Consider the following 14,292-nt stretch of genomic DNA (forward strand, 5'->3'; position numbering starts at 1 on the left):
TCCCCGCGTCGTACGGCGGGTGTCTTCAGCCGGACGACGACCCCAGGGGCTCATGTGGCGAGCCTTGTCCCCATGGCCACCCGCGCGAACCAAGCCCCGATCAGCCGCCCCGCCGCCGAGCGCCTTTGCTACGCGACCGGCGCCGCTCTGGTCGCGTCCGGCCTCGTGCACCTCGTCGTCCTCGGAGTCGACGGCGGCCCCTGGTACGGGCCTGTCTCGTGGCGCAAGCCCATCACCTTCGGGCTCTCCTTCGGCCTGACACTCATGGCCATCACGTGGGTGACCTCGTACCTCAAGGTCGGCGCCCGGCTGCGCACCGCCCTGCTCGTGGTGTTCGCCGCGGACTGCGTCCTGGAGGTCGCCGGCATCACGCTTCAGGCGTGGCGCAGGGTGCCGTCGCACCTCGACATGGAGACCACGTTCGACAGCGCCGTCTCCATGTCGCTCGCGGTGGGCGGCGGCATCCTGGTGGCACTCCTGACGACCTTCGCCGTCGCGTCCTTCAGGAACGGCCCGGGCGGCCCTGCGGGGATGGCTCTCGCCGTGCGCAGCGGGTTCGCCGTCCTCCTGGTGGCCCTCGCGTCCGGCGCGGCGATGATCGCGCGCGGGGTCTTCCTGACGCGGACCGGCCACCAGGAGGCGGCCTACGCCTCGACTGCCGCGCTCAAGCCACTGCACGGCGTCAGCCTGCACGCCGTGCTGGTGCTCCCGGCTCTGGCCTGGCTGATGTCCCGCACGGCCTGGAGCGAGCGCCGCAGACTGCGCGTCATGTACGCGGCGGTCGGCTGCTACGCGGCCGCCGTTCTCGCGGCCGCTGCGTGGGCGGCCCGCACGTACTGAAGCGCGCTACCGCTCCCCGGAGTCCGGCTCCTTCACGACGCGTCTCATCCGCGCCCAGACGGATGCCCCTCGTCTGCGGTGCCCGTGCACGCGCGGGTCGTCGGTGACGTCGTAGCGCTTCACATACGCCCCCAGGAACGCCTGCAGCGTCGCGACGGCGGGAATCGAGATCAGGGCGCCGACAGCCCCCAGCAGCGCGGTGCCCGCGATGACCGAACCGAAGGCGACCGCCGGGTGGATGTCCACGGTCTTCGCGGTCAGCTTCGGCTGCAGCACATAGTTCTCGAACTGCTGGTACACGACCACGAAGCCGAACACCCACAACGCGTACCAGGGGTCCACGGTGAAGGCGATCAGCATCGGCAGGGCGCCCGCCAGATATGTGCCGATGGTCGGGATGAACTGCGAGACGAGCCCCACCCACACGGCGAGTACGGGCGCGTACGGGACGTCGAGCGCCGCGAGCAGGATGTAGTGCGCGATCCCCGAGATGAGCGCCATGAGGCCGCGCGAGTAGAGGTACCCGCCGGTCTTGTCGACGGCGATCTCCCAGGCGCGCAGCACCTCGGCCTGCTTCGCGGGCGGCAGGACCGAGCACAGGGCACGCCGCAGGCGCGGGCCGTCGGCGGCGAAGTAGAAGGAGAACAGCAGGACCGTCAGGAGCTGGAACAGCCCGCCGAGCACCTGCGTGGAGACGTCCAGGACGCCGGTGGCACTGTTCTGGACGTACTTCTGGAGCCAGTCGGAGTGCAGCAGGCTGTCCTGGACCTCGACCCTGTTGAGGTCCGTGTGGAATGTGTCGTTGACCCAGCTGATGAGCTGGTCGAGGTACTTCGGGAAGTCGTCGAACATGTCCACGATCTGGCCCGCGAGCATCGACCCGAGGAGCACGACGAAGCCCACGCTCACGGCCGTCACCGCGAGGAACATCAGGAAGGTGGCGAAGCCCCTGCGCAGCCCGCGCGCCGCCATCCTGCTGACCGCGGGCTCCACGGCGAGCGCCAGGAAGAACGCGATCAGTACGTTGATCAACAGCCCGATCAGCTGGTGGAAGGCCCAGTAGCCGAGCTGAAAGCAGGCGATGAGTGCCAGAGCGAGCACCATGGCGCGCGGCAGCCAGCGCGGCATCCTCTCGCGCGGGGTCGGCGCCGAGCCCGGCGGCCGCTCTGGCGGCGTCGTGCCGGGCGGCGCGGCGTCGTCCGCCACCTGGAGAGTCTCGTCTGTCGGTGCCACGCTGCCAGTCTCGCCCACGCCGCCGACAATCGGCGGCCGCCCCCGTTCTGTCACTCTTCAGCGCTTCTCGTCCGGTACGTCCATCGAGGCGCACACGACACGCCAGACGTCCTTGGCCTCCCAGCCCGCGTCGAGCGCCTGGTGGACCGTTCGCCCACCGAGCCCCGTCATCACATGATCACGCGCGAACGTGTCGGCGTAACCGGATCCGAAGTGATCCGTCATTCGCTGCCAGAAGACCGTCAACCGCATGCGTCCAGTATCCCGCCCCTGAGAGTGCAGCCGTGCCCGGGAGGCTTGTCGAGAACGCTTTCCGTCCTACGGTCGGTGCATGGCCGAAACCGGAGCTTCCCCACTCCCCCCGTCGCCCCCGGCACGCTCCCCGCTGTCCCGTGCCGAGACATTCATCTGGCTGACCGCACGCGTCCTTGAGCAGCGCCGCTTCGCCTATCACTTCCTGGGCGGCTCCCCCGCGGCGGCCGATGCGGTCGAGACGGCACTCACCGCGTACCGCAACGAGGACGAGGGCTACGGACACGCCCTCGAACCGGACCTGCGCGGCCCGGTGAGCCAGCCCCTGCACACCGGACACGCATTGCGCGTCCTCGACTCGATCGGCCGGTGCTCGGGTCAGCGCGTGGAGCGTGTGTGCCGCTACCTGACCGCCGTATCCACACCGGAAGGCGCGCTTCCGGCGGTGCATCCCAGCCAACGCGGCTACCCCTGTGCCCCGTTCGTCCCGGTGGTGGACGATCCGCCGAGCGAGCTGTTGGCCACCGGACCCGTCGTCGGCCTGCTGCACCGCAACGAGGTGTGGAACGCCTGGCTGTTCCGGGCCACCGACTTCTGCTGGTCGGCCGTCGAGTCCCTGAAGACGTCCCACCCGTACGAGGTCCAGGCCGCGGTCGCCTTCCTGGACAGCGCACCCGACCGCCCGCGCGCGCGGGTCGCCGCCGACCGGCTCGGCCGCCTCGTGCGCGAGCAGCGGCTCGCGGTGCTCGACCCGGAGCACAGGGAGGACTACCCGGTGGCCCCCGGCTACGCGCCGGAGGAGCACCACTTCCCGTACGACTTCGCCAAGGCGCCCGAGTCGCTGGCCCGCTCCTGGTTCACCGACGAGGAGATGGCCCGTTCGCTCGACCATCTGGTGAGCGAGCAGCAGGAGGACGGTGGTTGGCCGATCAACTGGCAGCAGTGGGCACCGACGATCTCCATGGAGGCACGCCCCATGGTGACCATCGACGCACTGCGCACGCTGCGCGCCTACGGACGTCCTCTGTAGTGCCGCGGTCCCGCTCAGTGATCGGCGTCGCGCAGGAGCAGCGCCGCGATGGCCAGAGCCGTGCCACGCGGTGACGTCAGTTCGATGCCGGTCCACTCTGCGATCTTCGCCAGCCGGTTGTCGACGGTGTTCGGGTGCAGCCCGAGCGCTTCGGCGGTGGCCCTGCGGTCCTGTTGGTGGCTCAGGTGCGTGCGGAGCGTCTCCAGGAGCTCCGGCCGTTCGGCGACAGGGTCGAGGAGCGCTGCGATGAGGTGGCTGCTCTCGTTGCGCCGGGAGAGGTGGTACTCGAGGAGCACGTCGTCGAGACGGTGCAGCCCCGGTGGCAGACCGCACGCGCGCGTGATGCGCAGTACCTCGGTTGCGGTGCGGGCCGCGTCCGGGATGCGCTCGGGGCTGTCCGCCCGCACGGCGGCCACCCGTACGGGCAGGCCGCTCGCCCGGCTCAGATGGTGCGGCAGATCGTCGGGCGGAGGGCAGTCCTTCGGGACGACGACCCGCCCCCCGTCGCCTTCCAGGAGGGTGAGCACGCTCGCGCCGAAGGTGCGGTCCAGGACGCTCTGCAGCCGCCGCAGCCGCCGGCGCACCGCGACGGGCTCCTCAGGGGCCACGGCATCCGTGCCGAGTACGAGCACATGGGCGGGCCCCGTGAGCCGGAACTGGTCGAGGAGCACGTGTCCGGGCGGGACCATCCCGTCGAGCAGCCCTCGCACCAGCGACTTCTGCTGCGCGTGCCGCTCCGCCTCCAAGGCGGACCGCTCGTCCAGATACGTCTCGGCGACCGAGCCGACGACGTCCGGCTGGGCCCGCAGCAGGAGGTCCACGAGTTCGACGAGGGCCGCCTCGTCCCCGGGCCCCGCCGCTTCGCGCAGCGACCGCCACAGGACGTAGGAGCCGAGCGCGTGGGTGCGCAGCAGGAGGTGCAGCGGCATGCCCTCCTCGGCGCGCTGAGCGGCCCTCTCGCGGAACAGCCGGTGGCTTCCGGGCCGTTGCGCGTCCGGGTCGTCGACGTGGCGCAGGAACAGCCGTACGCCGTACCGCGCGGTCGCCGCGACCTCCAGGTCCTTCACGTCGTCCGGCAGCTCCGCGTAGCCGGGGAGCTCCTCGAAGGCCTCCCTGGCCATGCGCCGCGCCAGTTCGTTGACACGCGGCTCGCAGCGCGCGGCGAGAGAACGCGCTTCCGGGGACAACGGCACAGGTCCTCCACCGACATCGGCTACTGAACGCCCCATTGTGACGCGTCACAGCACCGGGACGGTCGAGATGTGACGGCAAGCGCTGTTGTGGGCCGCCCCGGGCGCCTTGACTCGGAGTCGGCCCGAGAACGAACCCCACCCGGAGGAGCCGCACCCATGACCGAGCACAACACCGCACCGCAGACGGCCGCGCGGAAGCCGGTGGACTACGCCGCCTACGCGGACCGGGTCTGGGAGGGGTCGGAGACGCTGCTCCCGCACCTCTCAGGCGCCTTCACGGGTGACGAGCTGGTGCGGCTGAGCCCGCGGGTGGGCTTCTTCCCCGCCTTCGCCAACGTGACCGTGTTCGACACCGGTGATGGCGCGGTGCTCGTCGATTCGGGCGACTTCCGTACGGCGACGCGACTGCACACGGCGGTCAAGGGGTTCGGGGCGGGCCCGGTGCGCTCCGTGGTCTACACACACGGGCACGTGGATCACGTCTTCGGGGTGTTCCCCTTCGACAAGGAGGCGGAGAGCACCGGTACCGCACGCCCCGAGGTGGTGGCGCACGAGGCCGTGACCGCCCGCTTCGACCGCTACATCCAGACCGCCGGATACAACTCGTGGATCAACAGGCGGCAGTTCGGCGTGCCCTCCCTGGAGTGGCCCACCACGTACCGCTACCCGGACACCGTCTACCGGGACAGCCTGACGTTCCGCCGCGGCGAGCTGACCTTCGAACTCGTCCACGCGCGCGGGGAGACCGACGACCACACCTACGTATGGGTGCCGGAGCTCAAGGCGCTGTGCACGGGTGACCTGTTCATCTGGAACACGCCGAACGCGGGCAACCCGCAGAAGGTGCAGCGCTACCCCGAGGAGTGGGCGCGGGCCCTGCGTTCCATGCAGGAGCTCGGCGCGGAGGTGCTGCTGCCGGGGCACGGCGTGCCCATCATGGGCGCCGAACGCGTGAACCGCGCCCTGGACGACACCGCACGCTTCCTGGAGTCGCTCTGCGAGCAGACGCGGGAGCTGATGAACGCGGGGCACCGGCTCGACACGGTCATCCACGAGGTGAAGGTCCCCGAGGAGCTCCTCTCCCGCCCGTACCTCCACCCCGCCTACGACGAGCCGGAGTTCGTCGTGCGGAACCTGTGGCGGCTGTGGGGCGGCTGGTACGACCAGAACCCGGCCCACCTCAAGCCCGCCCCGGAGGCGGCCGTCGCGGCCGAGTACGCGCGCGCGGCGGGCGGCGCCGCGGCGCTGGCCGGGCGGGCACGGGAGTTGCTCGCCGCGGGCGACACCCGGCTCGCCTCGCATCTGGCGGAGACGGCGGCGCTGGCGGCTCCCACGGATCCCGAAGTGGCACGCACGCGTGCCGAGGTGTACGCGCAGCGGGCGGGCAAGGAGACCTCGACCATGGCGCGCGGGGTCTTCTCCTGGGCGGCCGCCGAGTCCGCCGCGGTGGCCGAGGGGACCGACGTGGCCACGGAGTTGACGCGCTCTCCGGAGGGCCGCAAGCGGGCCGGGGGCTCGATCAGCGTCGGCGTGGTCGACGACGAGGACGGCTGCTGCTGATGCGCGGCGCATGGCGCACCACATGCCTGCTGCTCGCCTTCATGGTCGTGAACTTCGCGGACAAGGCGGTCCTGGGGCTCGCGGGCCCCGAGATCCGGGTGGACTTCGGCATCAGCCGCCAGGAGTTCGGCACTGCGCAGTCGGCGTTCTTCGCGCTGTTCTCGGTCGCGGCCCTCGGCGTCTCGGCGCTCACGAAGCGGGTACGCACGACGCCGTTGCTCCTGGTGCTCGCCCTGCTGTGGTCGGCGGCGCAGCTGCCGATGCTGTGGGGCGCGGCCGGCTTCGGCACGCTGGTGGCCACGCGCGTCCTTCTGGGCGCCGCCGAGGGGCCGGCGGCCCCGGTCGCGATGCATCACGTGCACGGCTGGTTCCCGCAGCGCGAGCGTGCGCTGCCGACCGCGCTGCTGCTCGTCGGCGCCGCTGCCGGGGTCGCGGTCGCGGCGCCCGCGCTGAGCTGGGTGATCACCCACTGGGGCTGGCGCTGGTCGTTCGGCGCCGTGGGTCTTGTCGGCCTCGTCTGGGCGGCGCTGTGGCTCCTGTGGGGCAAGGAGGGCCCGCTGGCCCCGAGCGTCGGCGAAGAGGCGGGAGGGGCGCCTCAGGACAGCCTCACGGTGCCGCTGCGCCGCGTCCTGTTGTCGCCCACGTTCCTGACGGCTGCCTTCGGGTCGTTCGCCGCGTACTGGTCGATGAGCGCGACGCTGACCTGGGCTCCGGACTACATGGAGACGGTCATGGGCTGGGACCTGCACCAGGCGAGCACCATGGTCGGCGCGGGCGCCGTCGCTCACGGAGTCATCCTCCTGGCGCACGGCCTGCTGGCGAGACGCTCGGCTCTGAAGGGCACGCCGCCCCGCCTCCCGGTGGGCGCGGGCGCGGGCCTCCTTGTCGCGCTCTCGGGCTGCGCGACCGCACTGTTCGGCCTCTCCGACTCACAGGCCGTGAAGGTACCGATGATGCTGGGGCCGATGGCGCTCGCCATGGTGATGCTCACGGTCGCGGCCACGGCCTGCTCCCGCATCGCACCCCCGATCCAACGGGGCACGGTCCTGGGCGTATTGACATGCGTGTACGCCCTCGGCGGCATCGTCTCGCCGCTCGTCCTGGGGCGCTTGGTGGACGGCGCCGCCACCGTGTCGGCCGGCTATGAGCACGGCTGGCTGCTGACCGCCGGCCTGCTGGTGGCGGGCGGCATCCTCGCGGCCGTGTTCTGCCGCCCCGAGCGCACGGCGGGGCAGCTCGGCGTCCCGGAGACCCCGGCCGCCCTCCCCGCGCACCAGGTCACCCCGTAAGCGCCCGCAGACCCGCCGTAACCACCACGGCGGCGGCGATCACCACCAGGAACGGCGCCCTCAGCACGAGAGCGACGGCGGCCGCGGCGACCCCGGCCGACCTCTCGTCGAGGACCAGAACACGCCCGTCCGCGAAGGTCTGCTGGGCCGTGAGGGCGGCCAGCAGAGCGACCGGCAGCAGCGCCGAAAGACGCTTCACCACGGGCCGTTCCAGGGCTCCCGCAGGCACCAGCAGGCCGATCAGTTTCACTGCGTAACAGCCGACCGCGGTGACCGCGATGGCGATCCAGACGTTCAACGGTCTTCTCCTTGTGGTGCGTTGGAGGCCGCGGCGCGGCGGCGCCCCTCAACGTAGAGCGCGGCGGGGGCCGCGAGGGCGGCCACGAGCACCGGCACCCCGGCCGGCAGCACGGGAAGCAGGCCGAGCATCAGGACCACGGCGAGGCCGGCGACGGCCCGCTCCATGGTGGACTTCAGCATCGGCGCGAGCAGCGCCAGGAACACCGCGGGCCCGGCCGCGTCGAGCCCCCACGCGTCGGTGTCGCCGATGGCCGAGGCGCCCAGGGCGCCGAGCAGCGTGGTGAGGTTCCACAGCACGTACAGGGTCAGCCCGGTGACGGTGAAACCGAGCCGCACGCTGCGCCGCGTCGGCTGCGCCAGCGCGACGGCCGACGTCTCGTCGATGACCCAGTGCGCGGCGAACGGCCGCACCACGCGCGGGAGAGCGAGCAACTGGGACAGGCGCAGCCCGTAGAACGCGTTGCGCACGCCCAGGAAGAACGCTCCCGCGGCGGCGGTGAGCGGATTGCCGCCGGCCGCGAGTGCCCCGACGAGCGCGAACTGCGACGCCCCCGTGAAGACCAGGAGGCTGAGCGCGCAGGTCTGGAGCACGCTGAGACCGCTGCCCGCCGAGGTCACTCCGAAGGCGAATCCGGAAAGCCCCACCGCGACGCCGACGCCGAGCGCGTCACGCACGACGGCGGCGTCAGGCTTGCCTACCGCGCCCGCCTGCTCGGACCCGGGCTCGGGAGGATCGGCTTCTGCTCGGCGTATGTCTGTGGATGTCGTCTTGTCTGCCACGCCCCGCACGGTACGAGGAGGGCCGCATCCTGTTCTTGTACGTTCTTGCGCTCGCGCTGGTACGCGCCCGGCGGCACCCCGACGATCCGGGTGAAGTGCCGGTTCAGGTGCGGCTGGTCGGTGAAGCCGAGGGCCACGGCGGTGTCTGCGGGCGCTGTCCCCGCCTCCAGGAGCCGCCGTGCCACGCGTACGCGCGCGTTGGTGAGCCAGGTGTGCGGCGGCATCCCGTACGCGTCGCGGAAGGCGCGAAGCAGCGCGAAGGGGCTGGTGCCGAGCTCGTCCGCGAGGGCTTCCAGGGACGGCGGGTCCGCCAGCCGCTCTTCGAGGATTGCGCGTGCGCGGTCCGCGGCCGTGGCCCCCGCTGACCGCCGGGGTCGTGCCGCGTGCGAGGTTCCGTGGGCACGCAGCAGGCGGGCGAGCACGACCCTGAGGAGGCTGTCGGCCGCCAGCGCGTTGCCCTGCTCCGCCGCCCTGTGCACCTCGTTGATCATCTGCGAGGCCTGCGGGTCGGTGACGATCTGCTCGCCGAAGACGGCGGTGCCGCGCCCGGTACCGGTCTCGGCGGCGATCTCGGTGATGACCTCGGCTGAGGGGTAGAGCGTGGCGTACGCCCAGCCGTCGGGGCCGCCCGCCCGCGCCGTGTGCGCCACTTCCGGATTGAGCATGACGACGCTCCCGGGGCCCGCGTGCAAGGTCCCGTCGGGCAGGCCGATGGCCTCGATCCCCCGCGTGACCGCGCCGATCACGAAGCCGTCGTGGCTGTGGCGCGGGAAGGTGTGCCGGACGTAGCGGGCCCGCAGCAGGTCGAGTCCCGGCAGCCGCTCATAGCGCCAGTGCCGCGCCCACTCGCCCTTTCCCGCCGGCTTCCCCGCTGTCCGTGCCATGGCCCCATTCTGCGTCAGGCCCTCGCGACGAACCACCCGTTTCCGCAGGTCACCGCCATTGTCAGTGGCGGGGTGCAGGATGGGGGCATGGTCAGGTCCAGGCAAGGGGCCCACAGCGCCTCGCAGGCCCTCAGTGGCTTCTCCCCCGCGACCCGCGGTTGGTTCACGGGGGCCTTCTCCGCGCCCACGGCCGCGCAGGCCGGTGCGTGGAAGGCGATCGGCGAGGGTTCCGACGTGCTGGTCGTCGCGCCCACCGGCTCGGGCAAGACGCTCGCCGCGTTCCTCGCCGCGCTCGACCAGCTCGCGTCGTCACCCCCTCCTGCCGACCCGAAGAAGCGCTGCCGGGTCCTGTACGTGTCGCCGCTGAAGGCCCTCGCGGTGGACGTGGAGCGCAATCTGCGCAGCCCGCTCACCGGCATCCGCCAGGAGGCCGTCCGCCTCGGCCTGCCCGAGCCCGAGGTGAAGGTCGGCATCCGCTCCGGCGACACCCCGCCCGCCGAGCGGCGCGCGCTGGCCACGCGACCGCCGGACATCCTCATCACCACGCCCGAGTCGTTGTTCCTGATGCTGACGTCGGCCACGCGCGACGCGCTGGCGGGCATCGACACGGTGATCCTGGACGAGGTGCACGCGGTGGCGGGCACCAAGCGCGGCGCCCACCTGGCCCTCTCCCTGGAGCGGCTGGACGAGCTGCTGCCCCGCCCGGCCCGCCGCATCGGCCTGTCCGCGACGGTCCGGCCGGTGGACGAGGTGGCGCGCTATCTCTCGCCGCAGCGCCGGGTGGAGGTCGTCCAGCCGCCGTCCGGCAAGGAGTTCGACCTGTCGGTGGTCGTCCCTGTGGAGGATCTGGGCGAGCTCGGCGGCTCCCCGGTGGCCGATGCCGACCAGGGGGCCGAGCGCCCCTCGATCTGGCCCTCCGTGGAGGAGCGGATCACGGACCTGATCGAGGCCCACCGCTCGACGATCGTGTTCGCCAACTCCCGCCGCCTGGCCGAGCGCCTGTGCAACCGGCTGAACGAGATCTCCTACGAGCGTGCCACCGGCGAACCTCTTCCCGAGGACCACTCCCCGGCGGAGCTGATGGCGGAGTCGGGCGCCGCGAAGGGCGCGCCCCCGGTCATCGCGCGCGCCCACCACGGCTCGGTCTCCAAGGAGCAGCGCGCGCTCGTCGAGGAGGACCTGAAGGCGGGCCGGCTGCCCGCCGTGGTCGCCACGTCGAGCCTGGAGCTGGGCATCGACATGGGCGCCGTCGACCTCGTCGTGCAGGTGGAGTCGCCCCCGTCCGTCGCGTCCGGGCTGCAGCGCGTGGGCCGTGCGGGCCACCAGGTGGGCGCGGTTTCCACCGGGGTCGTCTTCCCGAAGTACCGCGGCGACCTGGTGCAGTCGGCGGTGGTGACGGAGCGGATGCGGTCCGGTGCCATCGAGTCCCTGCGCCTTCCGGCGAACCCGCTGGACGTGCTCGCTCAGCAGCTGGTCGCGATGACCGCCCTGGACACCTGGCAGGTCGACGACCTGCTGGCGCTGGTCCGCCGCGCCGCCCCGTTCGCCTCGCTGCCGGAGTCGGCGTTCACGGGCGTGCTCGACATGCTGGCGGGCCGCTACCCCTCCGACGCCTTCGCCGAGCTGCGCCCCCGCGTCGTCTGGGACCGCGTGGCCGGCACGGTCACGGGCCGCCCCGGAGCACAGCGCCTCGCCGTCACCTCCGGAGGCACGATCCCCGACCGCGGTCTCTTCGGGGTCTTCCTCGCGGGAGCCGACCCCAAAAAGGGCGGCGGCCGGGTCGGCGAGCTCGACGAGGAGATGGTCTACGAGTCGCGGGTCGGGGACGTCTTCACGCTCGGCACCAGCTCCTGGCGCATCGAGGACATCACGCGCGACCGCGTCCTCGTCTCGCCCGCCCCGGGAGTCCCCGGCCGCCTGCCCTTCTGGAAGGGCGACCAGCTGGGCCGCCCGCTCGAACTGGGGCGCGCTCTGGGCGCGTTCCTCCGGGAGGTCGGCTCCCAGAAGCCCGACGACGCGCGCGTGCGTCTCACCGCGGCGGGGCTCGACGAGTGGGCGGCGAACAACGTCCTGTCGTACCTCGCGGAGCAGCGCGAGGCCTGCGGCCACATCCCCGACGACCGCACGATCGTGGTCGAGCGGTTCCGGGACGAGCTGGGCGACTGGCGGGTCGTGGTCCACTCACCGTTCGGCGCCCAGGTGCACGCTCCGTGGGCGCTCGCCCTCGGCGCCCGGCTCAGCGAGAAGTACGGCATGGACGCCCAGGTGATGCACGCCGACGACGGCATCGTGCTGCGCCTCCCGGACGCCGACCTGATGGGCCTGGACCTCCTCGACCAGGAACCTTCCAAGCCGGGCATGGAGTACGACGACGAGCAGGCCCCCATCGGTGCGGCCGACGTCGCCTTCGACAAGGGTGACGTGGACCAGATCGTCACCGACCAGGTGGGCGGCTCCGCCCTGTTCGCCTCGCGTTTTCGCGAGTGCGCCGCCCGCGCGCTGCTGCTGCCCCGCCGCAACCCCGGCAAGCGCACCCCGCTGTGGCAGCAGCGCCAGCGCGCCTCCCAGTTGCTCCAGGTGGCGAGCGAGTTCGGCTCGTTCCCCATCGTCCTGGAAGCGATCCGCGAGTGCCTCCAGGACGTCTTCGACGTACCGGGCCTCGCCGAGCTGATGGGCGACATCGAGTCCCGCAAGGTCCGCCTCGTCGAGGTCACCACCCCGGAGGCCTCCCCCTTCGCCCGTTCGCTGCTGTTCGGCTACGTGGCGCAGTTCCTGTACGAGGGCGACTCCCCGCTGGCCGAGCGCCGCGCGGCAGCGCTGTCCCTGGACTCCCGGCTGCTCGCCGAGCTCCTCGGCCAGGCCGAGCTGCGCGAGCTGCTCGACGCGGAGGTCCTCGCCGACCTGGAGCAGGAGCTCCAGTGGCGCACGGAGGACCGTCGCGTCAAGGACGAGGAGGGCGTCGCGGACCTGCTGCGCCTCCTCGGGCCGCTCACGGGCGAGGAGTTGGCCGAGCGCGGCGCCGAGCCCGGCTGGGCCGAGAGCCTGTCGGGCACCCGGCGCGCCATCCGTGTGCGGATCGCGGGCACCGAGCACTGGGCGGCGATCGAGGACGCGGGCCGCCTGCGCGACGCCCTCGGCACGGCACTGCCGGTCGGCGTTCCCGAAGCCTTCACCGAGCCGGTCAAGGACCCGCTCGGCGACCTCCTGGCCCGCTACGCCCGAACGCACGGCCCGTTCACCTCCACGCAGGCGGCGGCCCGCTTCGGCCTCGGCGCCGCGGTCACGGAGGGCGCGCTCCAGCGGCTGGCCGCCCAGGGCCGGGTCGTCCAGGGCGAGTTCCACCCGGCGGGCATCGGCCAGGAGTGGTGCGATGCCACGGTCCTGCGCAGGCTGCGCCGCCGCTCACTGGCCGCGCTGCGCCATGAGCTGGAGCCGGTGCCGCCCGCGGCGCTCGCCCAGTTCCTGCCCCAGTGGCAGCACGTGGGAGGGCACGGCCTGCGCGGGGTCGACGGCCTGGTCCGGGCGGTCGAACAGCTCCAGGGGGCCTCGGTGCCCGCCTCCGCCCTGGAGAAGCTGGTCCTGCCCTCACGGGTCTCCGGCTACGCGCCCGCACTGCTCGACGAACTCACGGCGTCCGGCGAGGTCTTGTGGGCCGGCACGGGCTCGCTGCCCGGCAAGGACGGCTGGGTCAGCCTCTACCTTGCCGACACGGCCCCGCTGCTTCTCCCGCCCCCGCACCCCTTGGAGCTCACGCCGCTCCACCAGGCTGTCCTGGACGCGCTCTCCGGCGGCTACGGCCTGTTCTTCCGCCAGATCGCCGACCGGGTCCGCGCCACCCCTCTCGCTCAAGGCCTTGAGGGCCAGGGAGGCGCGCCCTTCGAGTTCACCGACCCCCAACTGGCCGACGCGCTCTGGGAGCTGGCCTGGTCGGGCCGTCTCACGAACGACACGCTGGCCCCGATGCGCGCCGTCCTCGGCTCCGGCCGCACCGCGGGCTCCACCGCGCACCGGGCCCGCAGAGCCGTGCCGCGCGGCCGATACGGAGGCCTCACCGCCGGCGCCCGGCCCACGTCACGCACCGGTCCGCCGACGGTCGCGGGGCGCTGGTCGCTGCTGCCCGGCCTGGAACCCGATCCGACCGTGCGCGCCCACACCCTGGCCCGCACACTCCTCGACCGGCACGGAGTGGTCACCCGGGGAGCGGTGGCCGCCGAAGGCGTCGAGGGCGGGTTCTCGGCGACGTACCGGGTCCTGTCCGTCTTCGAGGAGAGCGGACAGGCACGGCGTGGCTACGTGGTGGAGGGGCTCGGCGCGGCCCAGTTCGCGATGGACGGCGCCGTGGACCGCCTGCGCGCTGCGGCGAACGCACAGGAGCGCGGCGCCCCGCCCCCGGACCCGTACGCCCCGGCCGACGCCCCCACCGGCAAGGGCAGGACCACCGCGCCCCGCGCCCTCGTCCTGGCGGCGGCCGACCCGGCCAACGCGTACGGGGCCGCTCTGCCCTGGCCCGATCCCCCCACCGGCGCGGGCCAGAAGCCCGGACACAAGCCGGGCCGCAAGGCCGGCTCCCTGGTGGTCCTGGTCGACGGCGAGCTGACGCTCTACATGGAGCGCGGCGGCAAGACCCTCCTGGCCTGGTCCGCTTCCGACCCGGCCCACGCCGCCCCGGCCTCCGACCCCGCCGACACCACGACCGCCGCGCGCACCGCGAGCCCCGCCCTCACCCCCGCCCAGCTCACGGAGGACCCCCGCGTGCCCGCCGCCGCGCAGGCGCTCGCCGAGGCGGCCCGCTCCGGCGCCCTCGGCACCATCACGGTCGAGCGGGTCAACGCGGAGCCCGCGCTCAGCTCCCCGTACGCCCCTCTCCTGGAAGGAGCCGGATTCCACGCGACGCCGCGCGGCCTGCGCCTGCGCGCGTGAGGCCGCCCGCC

11 protein-coding genes are annotated in these 14,292 nt (G+C 72.9%); 5 read left to right on the forward strand and 6 right to left on the reverse strand.

Annotated elements, in window-relative coordinates; translation table 11 throughout:
• The first annotated feature begins 72 nt into the window (after nt 1–72).
• Entirely contained in the window at nt 73–840 is a 768-nt protein-coding gene (locus ACFV9W_RS34870; protein ID WP_385769286.1) for a hypothetical protein, read from the forward strand.
• A gap of 6 nt (nt 841–846) precedes the next feature.
• On the opposite strand, the gene ACFV9W_RS34875 is transcribed toward ACFV9W_RS34870, so the two are convergent.
• The gene (locus ACFV9W_RS34875) at nt 847–2,073 is read right to left on the reverse strand and encodes an AI-2E family transporter (protein ID WP_385769288.1); all 1,227 of its coding nucleotides are present in this window, start codon (nt 2,071–2,073) and stop codon (nt 847–849) included.
• Nucleotides 2,074–2,130: 57 nt separating this feature from the next.
• Nucleotides 2,131–2,325 carry a DUF3046 domain-containing protein gene (locus ACFV9W_RS34880; RefSeq protein WP_385769290.1) on the reverse strand — a complete coding sequence of 65 codons (195 nt, stop codon included), beginning with the start codon at nt 2,323–2,325 and terminating at the stop codon, nt 2,131–2,133.
• Nucleotides 2,326–2,404: 79 nt separating this feature from the next.
• On the opposite strand from ACFV9W_RS34880, the gene ACFV9W_RS34885 reads away from it, so the two are divergent.
• A complete protein-coding gene (locus tag ACFV9W_RS34885) occupies nt 2,405–3,355 on the forward strand; it encodes a hypothetical protein (RefSeq protein WP_385769292.1) in 951 nt (316 codons plus the stop codon).
• Between the two features lie 14 nt (nt 3,356–3,369).
• On the opposite strand, the gene ACFV9W_RS34890 is transcribed toward ACFV9W_RS34885, so the two are convergent.
• Nucleotides 3,370–4,548: a PucR family transcriptional regulator gene (locus ACFV9W_RS34890; protein ID WP_385769294.1), complete on the reverse strand. Its 1,179-nt coding sequence runs from the start codon at nt 4,546–4,548 to the stop codon at nt 3,370–3,372.
• A gap of 156 nt (nt 4,549–4,704) precedes the next feature.
• Between ACFV9W_RS34890 and ACFV9W_RS34895 the strand changes: the two genes are divergently transcribed.
• Together ACFV9W_RS34895 and ACFV9W_RS34900 are read left to right on the forward strand one after the other, a co-directional pair.
• Nucleotides 4,705–6,108, forward strand: a complete 1,404-nt coding sequence (locus tag ACFV9W_RS34895; protein ID WP_385769296.1) for an alkyl sulfatase dimerization domain-containing protein — start codon at nt 4,705–4,707, stop codon at nt 6,106–6,108.
• Nucleotides 6,108–7,397, forward strand: coding sequence for an MFS transporter (locus ACFV9W_RS34900; protein WP_385769298.1), 1,290 nt, complete (start codon nt 6,108–6,110; stop codon nt 7,395–7,397). Before ACFV9W_RS34895 ends, ACFV9W_RS34900 begins: the two co-directional genes overlap by 1 nt.
• Here ACFV9W_RS34900 and ACFV9W_RS34905 read toward each other — a convergent pair.
• Genes ACFV9W_RS34905 through ACFV9W_RS34915 form a run of 3 tightly spaced genes read right to left on the reverse strand, consistent with a single transcriptional unit; the run spans nt 7,387 to nt 9,361 of the window.
• Nucleotides 7,387–7,695, reverse strand: a complete 309-nt coding sequence (locus ACFV9W_RS34905; protein ID WP_385769300.1) for an AzlD domain-containing protein — start codon at nt 7,693–7,695, stop codon at nt 7,387–7,389. The two genes, ACFV9W_RS34900 and ACFV9W_RS34905, sit on opposite strands and share 11 nt — an antisense overlap.
• Nucleotides 7,692–8,450, reverse strand: a complete 759-nt coding sequence (locus ACFV9W_RS34910; protein WP_385769329.1) for an AzlC family ABC transporter permease — start codon at nt 8,448–8,450, stop codon at nt 7,692–7,694. The genes ACFV9W_RS34905 and ACFV9W_RS34910 overlap by 4 nt, the downstream gene beginning before the upstream one ends.
• Nucleotides 8,393–9,361, reverse strand: a complete 969-nt coding sequence (locus ACFV9W_RS34915; RefSeq protein ID WP_385769302.1) for an AraC family ligand binding domain-containing protein — start codon at nt 9,359–9,361, stop codon at nt 8,393–8,395. Before ACFV9W_RS34915 ends, ACFV9W_RS34910 begins: the two co-directional genes overlap by 58 nt.
• Nucleotides 9,362–9,448: 87 nt before the next feature.
• On the opposite strand from ACFV9W_RS34915, the gene ACFV9W_RS34920 reads away from it, so the two are divergent.
• Nucleotides 9,449–14,281, forward strand: a complete 4,833-nt coding sequence (locus ACFV9W_RS34920; protein WP_385769304.1) for an ATP-dependent helicase — start codon at nt 9,449–9,451, stop codon at nt 14,279–14,281.
• Nucleotides 14,282–14,292 lie beyond the last annotated feature (11 nt).

The sequence above is a fragment of the Streptomyces sp. NPDC059897 genome (assembly GCF_042730865.1).
Taxonomy (GTDB): Bacteria; Actinomycetota; Actinomycetes; order Streptomycetales; family Streptomycetaceae; genus Streptomyces.

What these genes read in the sequence shown, in the direction of transcription:
- ACFV9W_RS34900 (WP_385769298.1), top strand. Translation starts at nt 6,108, where the DNA reads ATGCGCGGCGCATGGCGCACCACATGCCTGCTGCTCGCCTTCATGGTC.
- ACFV9W_RS34870 (WP_385769286.1), top strand. Translation starts at nt 73, where the DNA reads ATGGCCACCCGCGCGAACCAAGCCCCGATCAGCCGCCCCGCCGCCGAG.
- ACFV9W_RS34915 (WP_385769302.1), bottom strand. Translation starts at nt 9,361, where the DNA reads ATGGCACGGACAGCGGGGAAGCCGGCGGGAAAGGGCGAGTGGGCGCGG.
- ACFV9W_RS34885 (WP_385769292.1), top strand. Translation starts at nt 2,405, where the DNA reads ATGGCCGAAACCGGAGCTTCCCCACTCCCCCCGTCGCCCCCGGCACGC.
- ACFV9W_RS34880 (WP_385769290.1), bottom strand. Translation starts at nt 2,325, where the DNA reads ATGCGGTTGACGGTCTTCTGGCAGCGAATGACGGATCACTTCGGATCC.
- ACFV9W_RS34895 (WP_385769296.1), top strand. Translation starts at nt 4,705, where the DNA reads ATGACCGAGCACAACACCGCACCGCAGACGGCCGCGCGGAAGCCGGTG.
- ACFV9W_RS34920 (WP_385769304.1), top strand. Translation starts at nt 9,449, where the DNA reads ATGGTCAGGTCCAGGCAAGGGGCCCACAGCGCCTCGCAGGCCCTCAGT.